This is a genomic window from Veillonellaceae bacterium (genome assembly GCA_025992895.1).
In the GTDB taxonomy this organism is placed as follows: Bacteria; Bacillota; Negativicutes; order Veillonellales; family Dialisteraceae; genus Dialister.
This window is the reverse complement of sequence record DAJPGA010000001.1, coordinates 2,297,193-2,316,655: the sequence shown is the minus strand read 5'-3', so window position 1 is coordinate 2,316,655 and position 19,463 is coordinate 2,297,193. Positions and strand designations below refer to the sequence as shown.

The window sequence follows — 19,463 nt, the reverse complement described above, 5'->3', positions numbered from 1 at the left end:
CTCCTTCAGAAACGAGGTCTGTCAACTTATGCTCATTATACGCCTCAATCCATGTTTTAAGGGAGAGTGTGCCGGAAATTCTGTATTTGGCACAGACGGAAAGCATGGAAACACCGCCTTTAAGATATTCCTTTACGGCCTGGATCTTCATCTGATTGGAGTAGTAAGACAAATGCTGCCTGGGCCGCAATCCCTTAAAGCCCTCCTCTTTATACCGGAGGACCCATTTCCTGAATGTTATGCGGCTCATATGAAGATTTTCAGCTGCCTGGGTAATCGTAACACCCTGATAGAGATATGAAGCAATCTGGTCTAACATTTCCTCCGGGGACGCTTTGGTTTTACATGGCATAAGAATGACCTCCTAATATATTTATGATATTATTCTGTCTTTCTTGTTGAATCATACCAGCGCATTGAATAATCAGCTCTCCATCACGAAAGAAGCATCCGTCAATGGATCCGCGTACGGCGGCTATTCGGCAAACGGAGAAGCTTCCGGAAATACTTTGAAAATCACGACGACAGGAACCATCTACGAGAGCGCGGAAGGCAGCTATGTGGATTCTGGAAGCGGAGCGGTCTCAGGCAATAAAGTTTTCATGGAAAGCGGCAAGGTAGTACAATCTATCGATGGCGGCAGTACGGGCGGCATCGGTGACGCCACTGGAAACAGCGTCGAATTAAGCGGCGGGACAGTTACGGTTTCTGTCTACGGCGGCGTTTCCACAGAAGGTAATGCGCAGGGAAACAGCGTGATAATCGGGGGCGGCAGCATCGATGCAAAAGCCGGGAGCATTTATGGCGGCGTGACTTTGACGAGCGAGAGCGCCGAAGCGTCAGGAAATTATCTTTATATCAAAGAAGCCGGCACGGTTGAATCGAATGCTTATGGCGGCTATTCCGGCATGGGCTCAGCCCTGAAAAATATAGTGACGATGACAGGCGGCACCGTGGAAGACTGCCTCTATGGAGGCAGCGTCTCCAAGCAAAGCCAGGGCGAAGCTTCCTACAATGAAGTGACCATAAGCGGCGGCACAGTTTCCAATGATGTCATCGGCGGCTATTCTCAGAATGGCGATGTCATCGGGAACAAGGTTACTGTGGAAGGCACGGCCACAGTAAAGGGAACTGGCTACAGCGATGTTTATGGCGGCTACTCAATAGACGGCGAAGCTTCTGGCAATCAGGTGCAAATGACAGGCGGCAGTGTGCAGAGTGAAATCAGCGGTGCCTTCTCTTATAAAGGCGATGCCATAAATAATACTCTGGCAATATCAGGCGGAACCGTGGATGGTTATGCATCCGGCGGCTTTTCAGACGCCGGTGCTGTGACAGGAAATATCATTACAATCAGCGAAAATGATACCATAAAAAATGATGCGGCAGGAGGCCTTTTGTCTGAAGGAACCAAGGGCACCTCAGGAAACAAGGCCATCATGACCGGAGGCAGTGTCGGCGGAAATCTGATTGGCGGATATATCTTGATAAGCAGTCCGTCAAATGCGGATAATACCGTCACCTTGAGCGGCGGCAGCGTCTCCGGCGATGTCATGGGGGCGTACACGAAGACGAATGGAGATGCTTCAGGAAATACCGCTGTCATCAGCGGAGGCACCGTCTCCGGCGATATCTATGGCGCGAAGACTGCCTCAGGCAACGTTTCCAATAATACCGTCACCGTAACAGGCGGGATACTTGGCGAAGCGTCAAGCATCTATGGCGGTTACACAGAAGAAGGCGATGCGTCCGGAAACAAAGTGACGATCCAGGACGTGACCGTCAATGGCTATGCCGAGGGCGGCTATTCAGCCGGCGGCTCCGTGACAGGCAATACGCTTGCCATCAGCGGCAATTCCTGTGTTAAAGAAAATGCATACGGCGGCCTTCTTTACTTTGCCGATGGCACCGTTTCAGGAAATCAGCTGATTATTTCCGGCGGCACCATTTCCGGGCAGGCGGCCGGCGGTATGTCCTTCCTTGGGGATGCGGTAGAAGTTTCAGGCAATGAAATCACCGTGACAGGCGGCACTATCGAAGAAGGCGTGTACGGGGGTCTTGCGCAGCTTGGCGGCAATGCTGCGGGCAACACCGTGACAATCAGCGGCGGTACCATTAATAAGTACGTATATGGCGGCAGCGCCGATTCCGGCACGGCTTCGAATAATACAGTCAATATTTACGGAGGCACCTTCGGGGCAGATACCAGGCTCTATGGCGGTTTCTCTGATGACAGCAGCGGCAATACACTGAATTTCTATACGAAAGGCATAACCGTAGACAAGCTCGGCTATTTCCAAAATCTGAATTTCTATGTCCCGGCAGATACGACGGCAGGAGATACAATCCTGACCGTGACAAGCACGGCTGACGTCAGCGGTGCATCCATCAGGGCATCCGTCTACGACTCCATGCAGATGAGCCCTGGCGATACGATTACGCTGATCGACGGAAAGAGCGGCCTTACAGCTGAGGACACAGACTATGGCATGATGAGCGGCAGCAGTACGGTCACGGACGCCGCGTTCCTCAGAAGAGAAGTGAACATCCGGAAAGACGGAGATAAGGTCATCCTCGAAGTTCCTGAGGACAGCGTACCCTCCCTCCTTTCTGACACGAAACTCCTCGCTGAAGCAAGGGAAGCTTCCATTGAGACACTTTGGAATGCGTCCGACATGGCGGCAGAAAATTACAAAGAGGCAGTGGACGCCTACGCGGCAGGATCTGGCGGATTCACGCCGTATGCATCCATCGGCGGCTTCGATCTTCGCCATGAAACGGGATCGTATATCGATACGACCGGCCTGAATGCGAACATCGGCTTTGTCCGTCAGTATGAAAGAGAGGGCTATGTCGATACCCTGATGCCATTCTTCGAATACGGCAGGAGCAACTACACCAGCCATCTGGATGATGGCGCAAGGGCCGATGGCGATCAGCACTATACAGGAGCAGGCGAACTCTACCGCCGCGACCGCAAAGACGGCCTCCACTATGAGGCTCTCGTCCGCGCAGGCCATCTCTCCGGTGATTTCAAAGGAAAGATTGACGGCTATGACGCCTCTTACGACAGCGGCGCTCCATATATCGCCGCCATGGCAGGCCTTGGCAAAGTCGTTACTGAAGATACTAACTCCTTCGACTATTATGGCAAATCCTTCTGGACGCACCTTGGAAGTAATAACGTCCGGATTGATAATACATTAGGCAGTTCCCGGTATGATTTCGACTCCATCGATTCCTACCGCACAAGACTCGGCGTAAGATGGACGAAAGAAATTTCCGACATCGGATCCTGCTATGCAGGCATCGGCTGGGACTACGAGTTTGACAGCAAGGCAAGAGCCAGCTACAGGAGCTTCAATACGCCAAGTCCTTCCGCAGAAGGATCGAGCGGCTTCCTCGAACTTGGCTGGAAGAGCAGACTGACAAAAGAAAACCCGTGGGGCGCAGACGTCAACGTCACAGGCTGGGCTGGAAAACAGCGCGGCGTGACCTACACACTCTCCGTCTCAAGAGCATTTTAATTGATGAAGGTTATCTCCCTCTCCCAGGGGAGTTAACTGATAGATTCCCACTCACTTATGGAAAAGCAGGCATACTCCACCTTCCCGGGAGATGCCTGCTTTTCCAATGCCAAAAAGGGGCTGTGGCAAAATTCGTTAAAACGCTGCTTTTTCCTTTTCTCGAGTGGAGCGAGGTTTAGCTGTCCCCGTTAGGGGAAAGTGGCGCGCATGCGCCGAAAGGGGTTCATTTAAGTAAAGCACTTCCTTTTGCGCCGAAAGGGGTGTATTCTCCCCAAAGGTGAAGCATCATCGCTCAAGGTTTTCAGACAGAACCAATAAATACATTTGTTAGATAATCCTTTAATGGAATTTTCCAATAGAAAAGAGGCTGCGGCAAAATGTGTAATCATTTTGCCACAGCCTCTTATTAATGAATTTATTCTTCCGTCCCTTCGAGCTGTTTGCCCGGATTAACGAAGAGCCATGCTGCGATGGCGATGATGCCAAAGAGCGCGGTGTAGGTGAATGCATTGTTCCAGCCATAGTTGGTGACGAAGAATGCAGTGACGATCGGAGCGAGGACGCCGCCGACGTTTCCCCAGAGGTTCATCCAGCCGGATACGGAGCCGGTGTACTTGCCGCCGAGGGAAATAACAGTGGACCAGCTGGCGCTCATGGAGAAGCCGAGTGCGCCTAAGGAAACGCTCATCCAGAAAATCGTTGCTGCTGCGCCGCTTGCGGTATGCGCTGCGATGTAAAGACCGAGGGAGGTGACAGCGACGCCTGCCATAGCGGTGAAGGTACGCATGGTGTACTGGCGGCTGCTGTTCTTGCTATGTGCCATACGATCAGAGAGGAAGCCGGCGGTGAATACCATAGCCATCAGCGCAATCCATGGGAAGGAAGCCCAGATGCCCATGGATTTCAGGGACAGGTTGTGGACTTCAGTCAGGTAGAGAGGCAGCCATGCGAGGAATACGTACATGATGTAGTCGACGACGAAGAACTGGATGCCCAGCGCCCAGAACTGACGGGAGCGGAGGAAACGGCTCCAGGGAGCCGATTTCTTTTCTGCGGAGAGACTGCGTCCTTCATTGATGAAGGCTGCTTCTTCCTCATTGACATACGGGCTGTCTTTTGGATTGTCCTGTGCATAGCGATGCCAGACCCAGGCAAGGACGCATCCTGCCAGACCGAAGATGATGAAGACAGCATGCCAGCCAAGAGCGGCTATGAGAGCGACGGTAACCATCGGGCCAACGACGGGGCCAAAGAATGTGCCCAGAAGAATGGCGCTGCTCGCCTTGCCTTTTTCATCCTTATTGAACCAGTTGAAAGTCGCCTGTCCAAGGGAAGGGAAAACAGGACCTTCGCCGAGGCCGAAAGCCAGGCGGACAGCGGCAAAGCTTGCCTTGCCCTGAGCAAAAGCGGTGAGCGCTGTGAAGACAGACCACCAGAGAATAGCGCCGGCGCCGGCTTTGCGCAGGCCGAAACGTTCAGCGAGCATGCCGCCAGGGACCTGCATCAGCGCATAGCCGGCGAAGAAGCAAGTCTGGAGGAAGCCCATATCCATTTTATCAAAGCCAAATTCCTGCATAATGACAGGGGTTGCGACGGACAAATTGACCCGGTCCATGTAAGCGACGAAGCTGATCAGGAAAATAAGGAAGGCAATCTTCCAGCGAAAATTAGTCATAGTACGTGTTTTGGCCTGCGGAACGGCGTCCGCGGTGATGGTTCTTTCCATAATCAGATACCCCTTTCATTAATCATTTTGAATCCTTATCCTTTTCCTCACATGCCTCAAGGGTGCAAAAAGCCCCTGCTGCTCTTTATTGAGCAACAGGGGCGAAGGTTCGCGGTACCACCCTGTCATTATACTTTGTGCTTATGACAGACTGCCTGTAACGAAGGCTTGCGGCTGTATCTGGGAATCCCGGGTGCTCCTCGATACAGCGACTCCCAGGTGATATGGAAATGGACCTGATCCGCCGGTTCTCAGCTTTCCCGGCTCTCTGTAAGATACTTGATGTCCAATCCCAGCCTGTTCATTGTCTCTTTGCAGTACCATTGTCAACGGTACCTTGGTAGTGAATTGGGTTCATTATCCATGAAACAGAGAGACTTGTCAAGAAGAATTTACTCATTTTTATAAAGTGTACTATATATATCCTTGAAGAGGGGCGAAGATGGCACTTTTTCGGCCCTTCCCATGCCGGGATGTCCCAAATCAAAAAGAGCCTTTGACCTTGCCCTGGAAGGAAAGGTGGGAAATTTTCGCATTTTAAAATTTCTCGGATGAGTTGCATTTCCTCGAGCGTCAGCGAGGTTTAGCTGTCCCCGTTAGGGGAAAGTGGCGCGTATGCGCCGAAAGGGGTTCATTCTAGGTATTCAGATAAAGGCAATTCATATACGAGTCAGATAATCTTCCAATGGAATATTCTATGAAAAAAAAGAGCTGTGGCGAAATGATTACACATTTCGTCATAGCTCTTCTTATTATGCGAATAAGGAATCCGGGAAAACTTTATTCTTTCCTTCCCTGATTGTGAATGTACACGCGAGGAGTTTCCTTGAGTAGGGGTCCTTCGCTTCGTTCAGGTCATGAATCGTTTCATGAATGACGCCCTTCTTCATGACGGCGATGGTATCGCAGAAAAGGTTAGCAAGCGCCAGGTCGTGGCAGATGAATAGATAGGCGACGCCTGTTTCCTTCTGCAGCCTTGAAAGCAGCTCGATGATCGTCTTCTGGACGGACATATCAAGCGCTGACGTGGCTTCATCGCAGATGATGAGCTTCGGCTTCAGAACCAGAGCGCGAGCAATCGCGATACGCTGGCGCTGGCCGCCTGAAAGTTCAGAAGGGTAGCGATTGATGAAATCTTCCGGAAGGTCGACCTTCTTCAGCATTTCCGCAGCTTTCTTGTCGACATCGCCATTGGCGATGAGTCCGAAGTTCATGAGCGGTTCGCAGATGATGTCTGCAATGCGTTCCTTCGGGTTGAAAGCAGAGGATGGATCCTGGAAGACCATCTGGATGGCGCGGCGGCTCTCGCGGAGTGCTTTGCCCTTGAGATTTGTCACGTCTTTTCCTTCAAAGTACACCTTTCCCGAATCAGGCTGGTGGATGTGCGTCAGGATGCGGGCGAGTGTCGACTTGCCGCTTCCGGATTCACCAACGAGGCCGAAGGTTTCTCCTTCATGGATCGTGATCGACACATGGTCAGCCGCCTTGACGGGAATGCCGTCTTCAGGATGGAAGGTGAGGCATATGTCCTCCGTTCTCAGCAGTTCTTTTCCATCAAGTCTCATGACAATACGCCTCCCGGGTCTGGAACAGCTGCCAGAAGCAGCTTGGTATACGGATCTTTCGGATGATAAATGACTTCTTCGGCACTTCCATACTCGACGGCATTTCCATCCTTCATGACAAGGATGGTATCCGCCATGTACGAGGCAAGGGCCATATTATGTGTGACGACGATGATGGCCGTATCCGCGCGGGCACAGACGTCCATCATTTCACGGACGACGACGGCCTGATTCGTGACATCCAGGGCAGACGTCGGTTCATCGGCAAGGATCAGCTCGGGATGAATCGCCATAGCCATAGCAATCCCGACCCTCTGGCGCATGCCGCCTGACAGTTCGAAGGGGTAGCTCTTGAGGATGCCGGCCGGATCAGGAAGGCGCACTTGCGAAAGGAGATTCGTCATGCGGTCTTCCGCTTCGCCTCCCGTGATGCCGTGGGCAGCGAGGTATTCGGAAAATTCCGTCCCGATGGTGCGGATCGGATTCAGCATGGCGCCGCTGTCCTGAAAGATGAAGGACGTCTTCTCGCGGATCGTCTTCGTCTCTGATTCCTTCCCTTCAAAAAGGATGTGTCCGCCCGTCACTTGTCCCTGCCTTGGCAGGATATGGCCGACAGCGCGGAGGACGGTCGTCTTCCCTGAGCCGGATTCCCCGATGATGGCAAGAATTTTCCCTTTGTCTACGGAAAAGGATACCCCATGCACGACGGGATTTCCTTTGCCGTATGAAATGGACAGGTCATTGACTTCTAAAAGCATGGCAGCTCCTTTATGAATGAAAGAATGAAGTGATTACTTGGAAGCCGGTGTGATCTTGTCGGTGATCCAGTAGTAGTCACACGGCTTGATATCTGCATGAGCGACAGCAGAGGTGGAAATCATATTAGTCTGCGGATAACCGAAGACGACGGTAGCGGAGGTATCCTGCAGGATCTTTTCCATCTGGATGATGATGTCTCTGCGTTTGGCCGGATCGAATTCGCTGGCGAGCTGATCGGAGAGAGCATCATAAGCCGGGTTGCTGTAGCCGGAACCGTTCTGCGGGTTGGAACCGTTGACGTTCGTCTTCCAGTACATGTTGAGGAACGTTTCCGGATCGCCTGCCTGTTCGGTCAGGATGTTGGAAATGAGGAGGTCGTACTCGCCTCTGGTGCCGATGCCGTCAAGGACGTTGTAGTCGACGTTCTTCAGGTTGATCTGGATGCCGACCTTCTTGGCATCAGCCTGTGTAGCTTCAGCAAAGAGCGGCAGTTCAGCACGGCCGGAGTAGTAAACGAAATCAAGGGAGAGCGGCTTGCCGTCTTTATCGACGATGCCGTCGCCATCCGTATCCTTCCAGCCTGCTTCAGCAAGAAGCTGTTTGGCATGTTCAGGATTGTACTTGTTCGGATAGGTCTTGGAAAGTCCATCGAAGTCATAATCGAGGGACGGCGGGAGAGCCGGGCCGCCAGGGGTGAATGTATCCTTCAGAAGGACCTTGCAGTATGTATCGCGGTCGAGGGATTCGATCAGGGCAGCACGTACGCGCGGATCTGCCAGCGGTTTTCCTTCCTTCACGGAAAGACGGGCAAGAACGTCGCGGATGGAATCGATTTTAGAGGTGGTGAACTTGCTCTTATCCTTGAAGAGCGCAAGATCACCAGGCGCAATGTTGACGGCAACGTCGACTTCGCCCTTCTGGAGAGCCATAGCACGGGTGGACGGGTCATCGATCGTATTGACGACAGCATGCTTGTAAGGAACAGATGCATAGTAATTCGGGTTCGCATCAAGCTCAGTCTTGGCTTTGGAGAAGCTCTTTACGACATAAGGACCAGTGGAAATCGGGCCCTGCTTGCCGAAGTCCTGCTTTCCTTCAGCAGACGTGTCGACGATGATGAAAAGCGGGTCGCCCAGCATGCCTGGAAGTGTTGCAATCGGCTTCTTGGTGTAAATCGTGACAGTCTGTCCGTCAGCTGTGATGTGGTCGAGCGGGAACATAGCCTGAGCACGCGGTGCTTTGGCAAACGTTCTCTCGATGGATTTCTTGACAGCTTCACCGGTGACAGGATTGCCGTTGGAGAATTTGATGTTCTTGATCTTGAAGGTCCAGGACATCTGGTCCGGAGCGACCTGCCAGCTTTCAGCGATCCAGGGTTCCGGGCGCATTTTATCATCAAAGTGGACGAGTGCTTCGCCGACACCGTAACGCATGACCTGCCAGCCGAAATAGTTGGCCGTCGGTTCAAGGCTGTCGGCGAAGTTCGTTACGCCGACACGGAGTGTGTCTTTACTCGCGGAGGAAGAACTTCCGCCGCATCCGGAAAGACCGAAAACGAGAAGGGCGCAGGCTGCAAGGGCAGCCCCTTTCTTTGCAAATGAATTCATGATGTCTCCTTTTTGAAAATATAGTGAATAAATCTATAGAAAAGGCAATGGGAAAGAATCATGCGGCTTTTAAGAAGAAACCGGGTGATCCGGAGGAAACGGGATGGCGGGATGCAAGTGAGGAGACCTTGCCATTCGTTTCCTGCGCCTTTTACTGCTGATCCTGATGCGGGTCAAGGACATCCCGGAGTGCATCGCCCCAGAGATTGAAGACGACGACAGAAAGGAAAATCGCAAAACCCGGGAAGAACATGAGCCATGGCGCGGTCTGCAGCTGCAGGCGGCCTTCATTCAGCATGAGGCCCCATTCCGGCTGCGGCGGCTGGCTCCCGAATCCGAGGAAGGAAAGCCCTGCCAGTTCCATCATCATGGCGCCGATATCTGCAGCAGCCGTAATGACAAGAAGAGGAAGGACGTTTGGCAGAATATGATGCAAAAGGATATGAGTATGAGTACCGCCGCTGACAATGGCAGCCTCTACGAATTCACTTTCCTTTAATTTCAGGACGAGCGAGCGGGAAAGCCTCGCATACTTCGTCCATGTGACGACCGTCAGGGCCAGCATCGCATTGATCAGGGACGGCCCCATGATGCCGGAAATCGCAATCGCAAGGATGATCCCCGGGAAGGAAATCATCATATCAGCGATACGCATGATGACGATATCGACGATGCCGCCTGCATAACCGGAAATGACACCGGCCGTCGTGCCGACGACGAAAATGAGAGCGACAAGGAAGAGGACACTGGAGAGCGAACGCTCAGCTCCGCAGAGGATGCGGGAGAAAACGTCGCGGCCCAGCTTGTCCGTGCCGAAAATATGCGACGAAGACGGCGCCAGATTCGCATCCTTTATGGAAGCGGAAAGCGGATCATAAGGCGAAATATGCGGCGCAAGGAATGCAATGAGAAGTATGAAAAGAATCAGGATCGACGTCACGAGGAAAACCCTGTTTTCCCGGAGTCCGCGGACGATCATGTGCATCAGCGGACTCCTTTCCTCAGCCTGGGATCCAGGTGCTGATAGGAGAAGTCGATGATGATATTGATCACCATGTACATGAAAGCAATCCAGAGAACGACCGCCTGCACCGTCAGGAAGTCACGGTAGGTGATGGCCTGCACGATCATGTAGCCAAGACCCGGCCAGGAGAAAATGATTTCCACGACAGCCGCGCCTCCAAGAAGCGAGCCGAAAGCAAGGCCGAAGAGCGTGATCAGAGGCAGGAATGCATTAGGAAGGACTTCCTTCCAGAGAATCTGGCTCTCGGAAATGCCCCTGGCGCGTGCGCCCATGACATAGTCCTGCTGGAGCTCTTCAAGAACAGCAGCGCGGACCTGCCTTGTGAACTTGGATGTCATGACGATGCCAAGAGTGACTGTCGGAAGGACAAGATTTTCCAGGGAAATCGTACCGCCTATGATGGAGAAAAGATTCAGTTTCAGCCCGAAAAGCCAGAGGAGCATGAGGCCCATCCAAAAATTCGGGATCGATACGCCGGCAAACGAGAAGAGCCTCACGATATAGTCGAAGCGGCTGTTCTGGCGGACGGCAGTGTAAATGCCAAGCGGCACAGAGAAGACGAGCATGAAAATCGAGGAGGAGCAGGCGAGAAGAAGAGTCGCAGGAAGCGCTTCCAGGATGGCATCCAGGACCGGTTTCTTCATCAGGTAAGAAAAGCCGAAGTTGCCATGCAGTACGCGTCCCAGCCAGTCCAGGTACTGGTAAATGAAAGGCTGGTCGAGTCCCAGCTCATGACGCAGCGCATCGATTTCCAATTGGCTGACGACGATGTCTTCATTGCCGGCAATCATCTGACGGACTGGATCTCCCGGGGACAGCATCACCAGACAGAATGTGATGAAGCTAATGCCCAGAAGAACGATTGCCATCTCCACAAGGCGCAGGGCCAGTTGTTTCAGTTTCAAAGTCTTCCTCCTGAGATAATAGACAAACATACGTAAATGAACATTTAGTTCGAGAACCCCATAACGCCAAAGAACAAGGCCTGCATGCAGGACCTTGTTCTTTAAAATGGCAAACCCCAGACTACCGGCAGTGCCATGCTTGTTTCGTTATAAGATTAGAATTTGTTAAACTAATTATAACATGGTTTCCGCGGAAATCAATGATAATGTTTGTCAATACAGCGTAAATGAGTGAAATTATAAGAAAATATGAGGAAATCATGAGAATAACCGAGATTAAGAAACATATGATTCAGGATGGCCCGTTTTGCATATATAAGGTATTTTTATAGTGCAGTATAGAAAAAGTTCGGGTTCATCGGGTATTCCAGGTGCTCCGCGAATAAGTGTACACTTAAACATAGAAAAAATTCTTTCCTTGACACATATGGAAAAGGATGGTAATCTAAAGCCACAAACGAAAGACACCGCGGAACTGACGGAATGATGTGGAATCGACCACGTGAACCGCGGATGATCTGATTGGCCGACCGTCTGGGCAGGGAAACCTGAACAGGCGGTTTTTGCGTCTTTGGTTTCCCTTCATTGTTAAAGTGGAGGGATTATATGAGAAGAAATCGTTGGTTGATCGCACTCGCTGCGGTCGGAATTCACATCTGCATGGGCAGCGTCTATGCATGGAGCGTCCTTACAAAGCCGGTCATGGCAGCTATGGGACTGACTCTTAGCGAAACGACATGGGCATTCTCGCTCGCTATTTTATTCCTTGGCATGTCCGCAGGCTTCCTGGGCGGCTTCGTGGAAAGGATCGGACCATCCCGCAGCGGTCTCGTTTCCGCTCTTTTCTTCAGCACAGGACTTTTGGGGACAGCGCTTGCCGTGCACATGCACTCATCGGCGCTCCTTTACCTTTTCTACGGATGTATCGGAGGCATCGGCCTTGGTACCGGATACATCACACCGGTTTCCACACTCGTCAAATGGTTCCCGCGCCACAGAGGCTTTGCGACAGGCCTGGCAATCATGGGATTCGGATTTGCCGCACTGATCGCCGGCCCTGTCATGCGCTGGCTCGTTGATACATACGGACTGGTAGAAAACTTCGTCATCCTTGGCTGCGTTTACGCCGTCGTCATGATTGCTTCGGCTTCCTACCTGCGTCCGCCGAAAAAAGGCGAAATTCCTGCCCTGATCGATGAAGTCCTCGCGCAGGAAGCAGCCCTTGGCAAGAAGAGAACCGTCCTTGGCCCGCAGATGACCAGAAAAGAAGCCATGCATACATGGAAATGGTATGCGCTCTGGTGGGTATTCTTCACCAACATTACCTGCGGTATCGGCCTTCTTGCCGTTGCATCCCCGATGGCACAGGAAGTCATCGGCATGACCCCGGCGCAGGCAGCATCCCTCGTCGGCATCATCGGCATCGTCAATGGCGGCGGCCGTATCGTATGGTCCAGCATTTCCGACTGGATCGGCCGCGGCGTCACCTACATGGTATTCTTCCTCTTTGAAGTCTTTGCTTTCCATCAGCTCTCCATTACCAGAGAAGGCTTCATCTTCCAGGCACTCGTCCTTGCCATCATCTCCTGCTACGGCGGCGGCTTCTCCTGCATGCCGGCATTCCTTTCCGACATCTTCGGCGTCCGCCAGCTCGCTTCCATCCACGGATCCATCCTGACCGCATGGGGCATCGCAGGCGTGGCAGGCCCGCTCATCCTGGCATTCATGAAAGAAACCACCGGCAGCTACAGCGCTACCCTCCAGCTCTTTGCTGGAATGCTTGCTGTTGCCTTCGTCATCAGCGCCGTCCTCCACTGGAGAAACGAAGTGGACAAGAAACGCTATGTCATGGAAGAAGCATCCAAAGGATCCATCTCCAACATGGCAGAAGCACACTAAATGAATATACGAAAAGCCGTGAAATTGAAGAAATTCAGTTTCGCGGCTTTTTATATGCAGCGGGAGGCAGAGTCAAATGGAGAGGGAGGACTCGCCGGGACAGCTGCCTGTGAAGGAAGAGCAGCCTTTAAAGAACAAATCCGCCTTGAATTGATTCTTTATCCCATCTGATGCAGCTTGATTGAAGATTTTGCAAAAGCATCTCACAGTTTATAATTAATTTAAGTTGAATTAATGCAAAATGAATTATTTCATAATCTAAGACTATGCAAAAATAAGATATCACAAATAATTTTGTTGCTATATTCTAATGATGATGGTAATATGATACACACAGTCGAGAATGTCCCACAAGGCTGTCTAGGGAACCAGGGAAATTGCAGAGGAAACACGGTCACTCGAGCAAAACTTCCTTCGGAACATATTTGGGACGATTCTGCTCTAAGAGGAGAGAAGAATGAAAAAGATTCTTGCAATCGCTGCTGTCGCAGCACTCACCGCTGGCGTATCCGCATACGCAGCCAACCCGTTCTCTGATGTGACCCCGGATGACTGGGCGTATCAGGCAGTCGTCGATCTGTCCGAACAGGGCGTCGTTGTCGGCTATCCGGACGGCACCTTCCGCGGCGAAAGAAACATCACCCGCTTCGAAATGGCACGGATCATTGCACGCATGCTGGCTAACGAAGATCAGATGAATGCTGAGCAGAGAGCCATGCTGGACAAACTCGCTGGCGAATATGCTGATGAACTCAGCAACCTCGGCGTACGCGTGTCGAACCTTGAAAAGAAAGTCGGAAACCTTTCCTTCTCCGGCAACAGCCGTGTCCGTTTCCTCCAGTACTATGGAGATAAGGGCAATGCCGTAGATAAATGGGATGGTCGTATGCAGGTCTCCATCAAGGGCCAGGTCAATGACAGCACCTATGTTTATGGCCGTCTCCGCTACGACATGAACTTCAAAGGCAGCGAAAAAGATGCTTATATGAAGGCACTGTACGTTCATCATGATTTCAATGGCAAAGCAGGACTGACACTCGGCCGTATGGATCTTTTCCTTGGCCAGACAGGACTCCAGTACGATGATACCTTCGATGGTGCAATGGCAACCATCGGATCCAAGAAACTTGCTGCTGATATCGGCTATGGCCGTTTCATTGGCGGAAACCTTGGCAAAGCAGATACAAAAGAAGAAAGAGCCGCAGCTATCGCCCGCGTATACGGCAAGAGCGGACGTCTGGCTTACGATGCTGAATACATTCAGGGCGAAGACAAGTATGATGCACGCATCTGGGGCGCAGGCCTTACCGCCGGCGTTACTGAAGATATCGACATCTTCGGCGACTACTACCAGAACACCGATTACAAGGGCGATCCGCAGACCTGGACAGCAGGCCTCGCATTCGGCCACTACAACATGAAGAAACCGGGCACCTTCCGCATTGCCGGCCAGTACATCAGTGCTGAAAAGGGCTCCTTCCTGAACGATACCACCTACACCGTATCCGCAGCAGGCCTTGTCGAAGACAACGCTAACATCAACCGTTCCCGCTACTGGCTCGCATCTGCCGACCTCGTTCTCATGAAGAACGTTCGTCTCCATGGTGAATACGCATTCGACGTCAAGACAAAGTACGGCGCCGATGCAACAAGCAAAGACAAGTACGATTACGACGATCTTGCCACCGTCTCCCTGAACTACGTATTCTAAGAAGGCGGATGGAATAGATAATTAAGTACAAAGCAACAAAAAAGCAGTGAAACGAAAGTTGTCTCACTGCTTTTTTATTGTCTTTATAGATTTATCTCTGTGCTTCTTCCAGTTTTTCCAGGAAGAACTTCACATTATCCGTCAGATCCGGGCCTTCTGTCTGAAGAGCACCGCCCACGAGGAAAATCGTATCCGGACCATAAGTCTGGTACATATTCTTGAAAAGCTGCCAGCGCATGCCGCCCGAAGGAACGGGGAATATGGGGCGGAGTCCGCCCATCAATTCCGATGTGCCTTCGCAGATTTTCTGGCAGGTATCGACGGAGAAGGAGAACCTTCCTCCGAAGCTGGTGAAGATGGCAGCGTCAGCGCCGATCAGGCGGGAGAGCTGTCCGTAATAGCAGAAGGGGGACATGCCGGAATCTTCAGAAAGGACGAGAGAGCCGGAGAAGCATGGATGGAGGAAAATCGGAAGGTGGAATTCCGGATCTCTTGCCAGATCGCGGATCAGCGTGAAGCCGGTGAGAGCCGGAGCGAGCATGATGCCGTCTGCTCCGATTTCCTGTGCCTTGTAAGCACGGTCGAGCATCTGCAGGCCGTCAGCCGTGCAGTTTGCGATGTACATGCTCTTCTTGCCAGTCTTTTCCTTCGCATCAGCCAGCGCCATGACGCACTGGAGCACTCTTTCTTCGAAAGGAGCATAATCCTGATTCATGAGAGAATGGTCGTCCTTGATGATCGGGCAGCCGCCGAGAGCGAGCTTGTAAACCATTTCAGCCAGTTCCTTCGGACTCTTGCCGAGCGGCTTGATCGCACTCATGAGGATCGGGCCATGTTCCACACCGCACAATTCGCGGATGCCTTCGCGGCCGAAACGCGGACCCGGATAATCATTGTACATGAAATCCGGAAGCTCGAACGACATCAGGCGGATGCCAGGCTGCAGACTCGTATTTCCGAAGAACATGTTGACCAGTTCAGACATTTCATGGCCTACAGCATCCGGATCATACGAAATGACAGCGTAGTAAGCGCCCGGATCAGCCTTATTGATCGATTCGATCTGGCCGACAATCGTATCTCCGATCGGAGTATCCTCGACCAGCTCATACGGACATTCGACCGTCTGCTCCACGCAGATGCCGAAAGCCAGCTTCTTTGCTTCCTCATAATCAGACGCCTTGATGCGGTAGGTTGCTGTAAAGCGGGAAGAAGCCTTCAGATCTTCACTCAGTTCAGCAAATAATTCACTTTCGAAAAAAGGTGTATCACCCATGAAAATCTCCTTTCAATTGTGCGTAGAAATTATAAATGATCGTGCGTTTCACAATAAGGATTATCGGCATGGGAAGCCGTATCATCCTGCAGCCAGTACAGAGGACGATTCTTCGCCTCCTCGAAAATGCGGCCCAGGTATTCTCCCACAATACCAAGACCCATCAGATTCAGGCTGCCGAAAATGGAAATCAGGATCGTCATCGTCGCCCAGCCCGGTACAGCCTGTCCAGCAATGACACAGTACAGCACGTGCAGAATCACCAGCACACCGGCCACAGCGGCAAGGACACCGATGTAGAAAGCCATGCGGAGCGGCAGCGTCGAATTCGTGATGATGCCGTCCATAGCGAAATGAAGCATCTTGCGCATGGAGAACTTCGAAACACCAGAGTGACGGGCCGGTGCCTCAAACTCGATCGAAGTCTGCTTGAAACCAAGACCGCCGACAATGCCGCGGATAAAACGGCTGTGTTCACGGAATCTCTTGAAAGTTTCCAGCGCCTTCCTGTCCATCAGACGGAAATCCGAGCCGCCGGGAGTGACACGCGTCGTCGAAATCGCATTGATGAAAGCATAGTACCCGGCTGAAGTCATCTTCTTCACCGGCCCTGCATCCTCCGTCGTCGTGCGGATCGTCTGGACGATATCATACCCCTCCTGCCACTTCTCGATCAGCTTCGGAATCAGTTCCGGCGGATGCTGCATATCCCCATCCATCGTAATCACCGCATCCCCGATGGCAAAATCCATACCACAGGTAATCGCGATCTGATGCCCGAAATTCCTGGCAAACGTGAGCGCCCGCACATGAGGGTCACTGTCAGCCAGCTGATGGATCAGCGCATCCGTCCGATCCTTAGAGCCATCATTGACATAGATGATCTCATAATCCATGTCAACGTCCTTCATGACCTTAGTCACTGCGTCATGAAAGTAAACGACGTTTCCTTCTTCGTTATAAACGGGTGTCACGATTGATATCATAATAAATCCTCCAAAATATGAGCTTAAGCGCTATCCTATATTATAGCACAGTGATAACGAGCCGGGGCATCCGCCCCTATTTTCATTTCCGATACTACACGATAAAACTTCCTCTGCCTTTAAATAATGATAAATAAAATATAAATATAGAGGGAGAGCTAAAGAGGAAATGCCATTTTCAGGTCCGTAGGCCGGTCTTGACCTTGCCCTGGAAGGGAAGGTGTCGGCGGAGCCGACGGATGAGTTGCATTTCATCGAGCGAAGCGAGGTTGTAAGGATTTCCAACAAGCGGAGCTTGGTTTAAGGGTGTTTGAGCTCGCCCCGGAGGGGGAGCTGGCGCGGAGGCGCCTGAGGGGGTTCATTTCCTCAAGGCGCCAGCCTTGGTTTTCCGGTTTCACTCGCCTTCCCAGACGGGGAAGGTGCCTATAAAAGTTCAAAACAAATTTGCCTTGAATTTTTTCATTTCACATCGCAAGCTGCCCCCTACGGAAGGAAGAATTGCCTTTGACCTTGCCCTGGAAGGGAAGGTGGCGGCGGAGCCGACGGATGAGTTGCATTTCCTCAGCCGTTAGGCTGGTTTTGTGGTTTTCAAAGGTGCAGTTTCTAAAAAGGCCGGCGGATAGGGTTGATTCCCCCGAGCGAAGCGAACACTCGCCTTCCCAGACGGGGAAGAATTGCCTTTTACCTTGCTCCGGCAGGAGAAGGTGGTGCGGATTTGTTAATACAGACAAATAAATATCATAAAAAATCTAATCGTACTTTAATCTTAATCATGCAGCCATTGGAGCTGCGTTGAATACTTCCATTGGAGCTAAAAGATGTAATTTGCGCTGAATGCGTTTGTTGTTGTAGAAGTAGATGTAGCCGTTGATCATGCTTACCACTGCTTTACGGCTGGTGAATTTACGTGTGTAGTAACGTTCGCGCTTCAGCATTCCCCAGAACCCTTCCATCAGACCGTTGTCTGCACAGCAGCCTACACGGGACATGCTGTGAACCAGTCCTGCTTTTTCAACAATCTTATGGAATCCGTTGCTTGTATACTGGAATCCGCGGTCGGTATGAATCATTGGATGTTCTCCAGGATTCTCTTTAAGTGCCTTTTCCATTGTCTCAAAAGCCAGTGCAGTATTGTTCCTGTCGCCGATGACATAAGAGACAATCCGGCGATCATGGCCGTCAATAATCGCGCTTAAATATAACTTGTGCAAAACTCCATCAGCAGTTGTGTACTTGAATTCAGTGACATCCGTCATCCATCTTGCATTGGACACGCCGGCATCAAAGTCACGGTTCAGCAGGTTTTCAAAAATGTACTTTGGATCCTTTGCGTTACGAGTGCAACCATCGGTCTTGTACTTGATCACGGACTTAATATTAAGTATCCGCATGATACGAAGAACCAGACTGTCGCTTACATTTATATTGATGTTGTCATCCTTCTTGATCCAATCGTTAATCCGGCGGTATCCCATATCCGGATATTCCTGATGGGTTTTCATGACCTCCTGTGCGACCTTTTCTCTCAGCAGTTCACGGCCGCTCTTAATATGATTCAGCCATCCGTAATAAGCTGCCCGGGAGACCTTTGAGAGTCGGCAGAGACTTTCTATGGAGATGTTGGTTTCTTCATGGACTTCTTTTATGGCTTTAAAATCTCTGAGAAGGTGAGTAAGGCTGAATCCTTCGAGGAACGCAACCTTTCCTCTATCTCCATCTTTTTTTTTAGCAGGGCAATCTCTGCTATAAGATCCTTCTGTTCTTCAAGAAGTCTGGCATTCTCCTGACGCAGCTGTTCTTCTTCGGTCCGGGGCGTTTGGAGCCTGATCGGCTTTCCTCTGTAATCCTCAAGACCAACTTCGCCCATTTCCTTGAACTTTTTTACCCATGTGTAGAGCGTTTGGTAGGACATGTTGTACTTCTTGGCTATCTTGTTATAATCGCATCCACTGGCGATGCACTCCTGAACGATTCTGACTCGCTCTTCCTTGACCGATTGCTGGCGTTTGCCCATAAGATCTCCTCCTTCAGAAACGAGGTCTGTCAACTTATGCTCATTATACGCCTCAATCCATGTTTTAAGGGAGAGTGTGCCGGAAATTCTGTATTTGGCACAGACGGAAAGCATGGAAACACCGCCTTTAAGATATTCCTTTACGGCCTGGATCTTCATCTGATTGGAGTAGTAAGACAAATGTTGCCTGGGCCGCAATCCCTTAAAGCCCTCCTCTTTATACCGGAGGACCCATTTCCTGAATGTTATGCGGCTCATATGAAGATTTTCAGCTGCCTGGGTAATCGTAACACCCTGATAGAGATATGAAGCAATCTGGTCTAACATTTCCTCCGGGGACGCTTTGGTTTTACATGGCATAAGAATGACCTCCTAATATATTTATGATATTATTCTGTCTTTCTTGTTGAATCATACCAAGGTGGCTCGTATACCAGTTGACAATAATGGTAATTGTACAAATG

General features: G+C 51.2%; 15 protein-coding genes and 1 riboswitch. Of the genes, 4 read left to right on the top strand and 11 right to left on the bottom strand.

Translation table 11 applies throughout. The annotated features are described in order from the left end of the window. On the bottom strand, positions 1–319 hold a 319-nt coding region (locus OIM03_10500), incomplete at its 3' end, for a helix-turn-helix domain-containing protein (GenBank protein ID HJI74676.1). A gap of 79 nt (positions 320–398) precedes the next feature. Here OIM03_10500 and OIM03_10495 point away from each other — a divergent pair. Next, complete coding sequence (locus OIM03_10495) at positions 399–3,527, top strand: hypothetical protein (protein ID HJI74675.1); 3,129 nt, start codon at positions 399–401, stop codon at positions 3,525–3,527. A 415-nt stretch (positions 3,528–3,942) separates the two neighbouring features. On the opposite strand, the gene OIM03_10490 is transcribed toward OIM03_10495, so the two are convergent. The 6 genes from OIM03_10490 to OIM03_10465 all read right to left on the bottom strand — a co-directional run bounded on the left by OIM03_10490 (position 3,943) and on the right by OIM03_10465 (position 11,113). After that, positions 3,943–5,253 carry an MFS transporter gene (locus tag OIM03_10490; protein ID HJI74674.1) on the bottom strand — a complete coding sequence of 437 codons (1,311 nt, stop codon included), beginning with the start codon at positions 5,251–5,253 and terminating at the stop codon, positions 3,943–3,945. A 752-nt stretch (positions 5,254–6,005) separates the two neighbouring features. Further along, entirely contained in the window at positions 6,006–6,818 is an 813-nt protein-coding gene (locus OIM03_10485; protein ID HJI74673.1) for a dipeptide/oligopeptide/nickel ABC transporter ATP-binding protein, read from the bottom strand. Further along, positions 6,815–7,576 carry an ABC transporter ATP-binding protein gene (locus OIM03_10480; protein ID HJI74672.1) on the bottom strand — a complete coding sequence of 254 codons (762 nt, stop codon included), beginning with the start codon at positions 7,574–7,576 and terminating at the stop codon, positions 6,815–6,817. Before OIM03_10480 ends, OIM03_10485 begins: the two co-directional genes overlap by 4 nt. Before the next feature lie 33 nt (positions 7,577–7,609). Continuing rightward, positions 7,610–9,184 carry an ABC transporter substrate-binding protein gene (locus OIM03_10475; GenBank protein ID HJI74671.1) on the bottom strand — a complete coding sequence of 525 codons (1,575 nt, stop codon included), beginning with the start codon at positions 9,182–9,184 and terminating at the stop codon, positions 7,610–7,612. 151 nt (positions 9,185–9,335) lie between these two features. Then, positions 9,336–10,160, bottom strand: coding sequence for an ABC transporter permease (locus OIM03_10470; protein ID HJI74670.1), 825 nt, complete (start codon positions 10,158–10,160; stop codon positions 9,336–9,338). 8 nt (positions 10,161–10,168) lie between these two features. Further along, positions 10,169–11,113 carry an ABC transporter permease gene (locus OIM03_10465; protein HJI74669.1) on the bottom strand — a complete coding sequence of 315 codons (945 nt, stop codon included), beginning with the start codon at positions 11,111–11,113 and terminating at the stop codon, positions 10,169–10,171. Positions 11,114–11,574: 461 nt separating this feature from the next. After that, a riboswitch (ZMP/ZTP riboswitch) is annotated at positions 11,575–11,660 on the top strand. 59 nt (positions 11,661–11,719) lie between these two features. Between OIM03_10465 and OIM03_10460 the strand changes: the two genes are divergently transcribed. The 3 genes from OIM03_10460 to OIM03_10450 all read left to right on the top strand — a co-directional run bounded on the left by OIM03_10460 (position 11,720) and on the right by OIM03_10450 (position 14,723). Continuing rightward, positions 11,720–13,012 (top strand): OFA family MFS transporter, encoded by a 1,293-nt coding sequence (locus tag OIM03_10460; GenBank protein HJI74668.1) that lies wholly within the window; start codon positions 11,720–11,722, stop codon positions 13,010–13,012. Positions 13,013–13,030: 18 nt separating this feature from the next. Beyond that, a complete protein-coding gene (locus OIM03_10455; protein ID HJI74667.1) occupies positions 13,031–13,183 on the top strand; it encodes a hypothetical protein in 153 nt (50 codons plus the stop codon). A gap of 286 nt (positions 13,184–13,469) precedes the next feature. Continuing rightward, positions 13,470–14,723, top strand: coding sequence for an S-layer homology domain-containing protein (locus OIM03_10450; GenBank protein HJI74666.1), 1,254 nt, complete (start codon positions 13,470–13,472; stop codon positions 14,721–14,723). A 91-nt stretch (positions 14,724–14,814) separates the two neighbouring features. On the opposite strand, the gene OIM03_10445 is transcribed toward OIM03_10450, so the two are convergent. The 4 genes from OIM03_10445 to OIM03_10430 form a co-directional block, all read right to left on the bottom strand. Continuing rightward, positions 14,815–15,999, bottom strand: a complete 1,185-nt coding sequence (locus OIM03_10445; protein ID HJI74665.1) for a RuBisCO large subunit C-terminal-like domain-containing protein — start codon at positions 15,997–15,999, stop codon at positions 14,815–14,817. 29 nt (positions 16,000–16,028) lie between these two features. Next, complete coding sequence (locus OIM03_10440; protein ID HJI74664.1) at positions 16,029–16,985, bottom strand: glycosyltransferase family 2 protein; 957 nt, start codon at positions 16,983–16,985, stop codon at positions 16,029–16,031. Positions 16,986–17,755: 770 nt separating this feature from the next. Next, positions 17,756–18,598: an IS3 family transposase gene (locus OIM03_10435; protein ID HJI74663.1), complete on the bottom strand. Its 843-nt coding sequence runs from the start codon at positions 18,596–18,598 to the stop codon at positions 17,756–17,758. A gap of 29 nt (positions 18,599–18,627) precedes the next feature. Next, complete coding sequence (locus OIM03_10430) at positions 18,628–19,326, bottom strand: helix-turn-helix domain-containing protein (protein HJI74662.1); 699 nt, start codon at positions 19,324–19,326, stop codon at positions 18,628–18,630. Between the last annotated feature and the right edge of the window lie 137 nt (positions 19,327–19,463).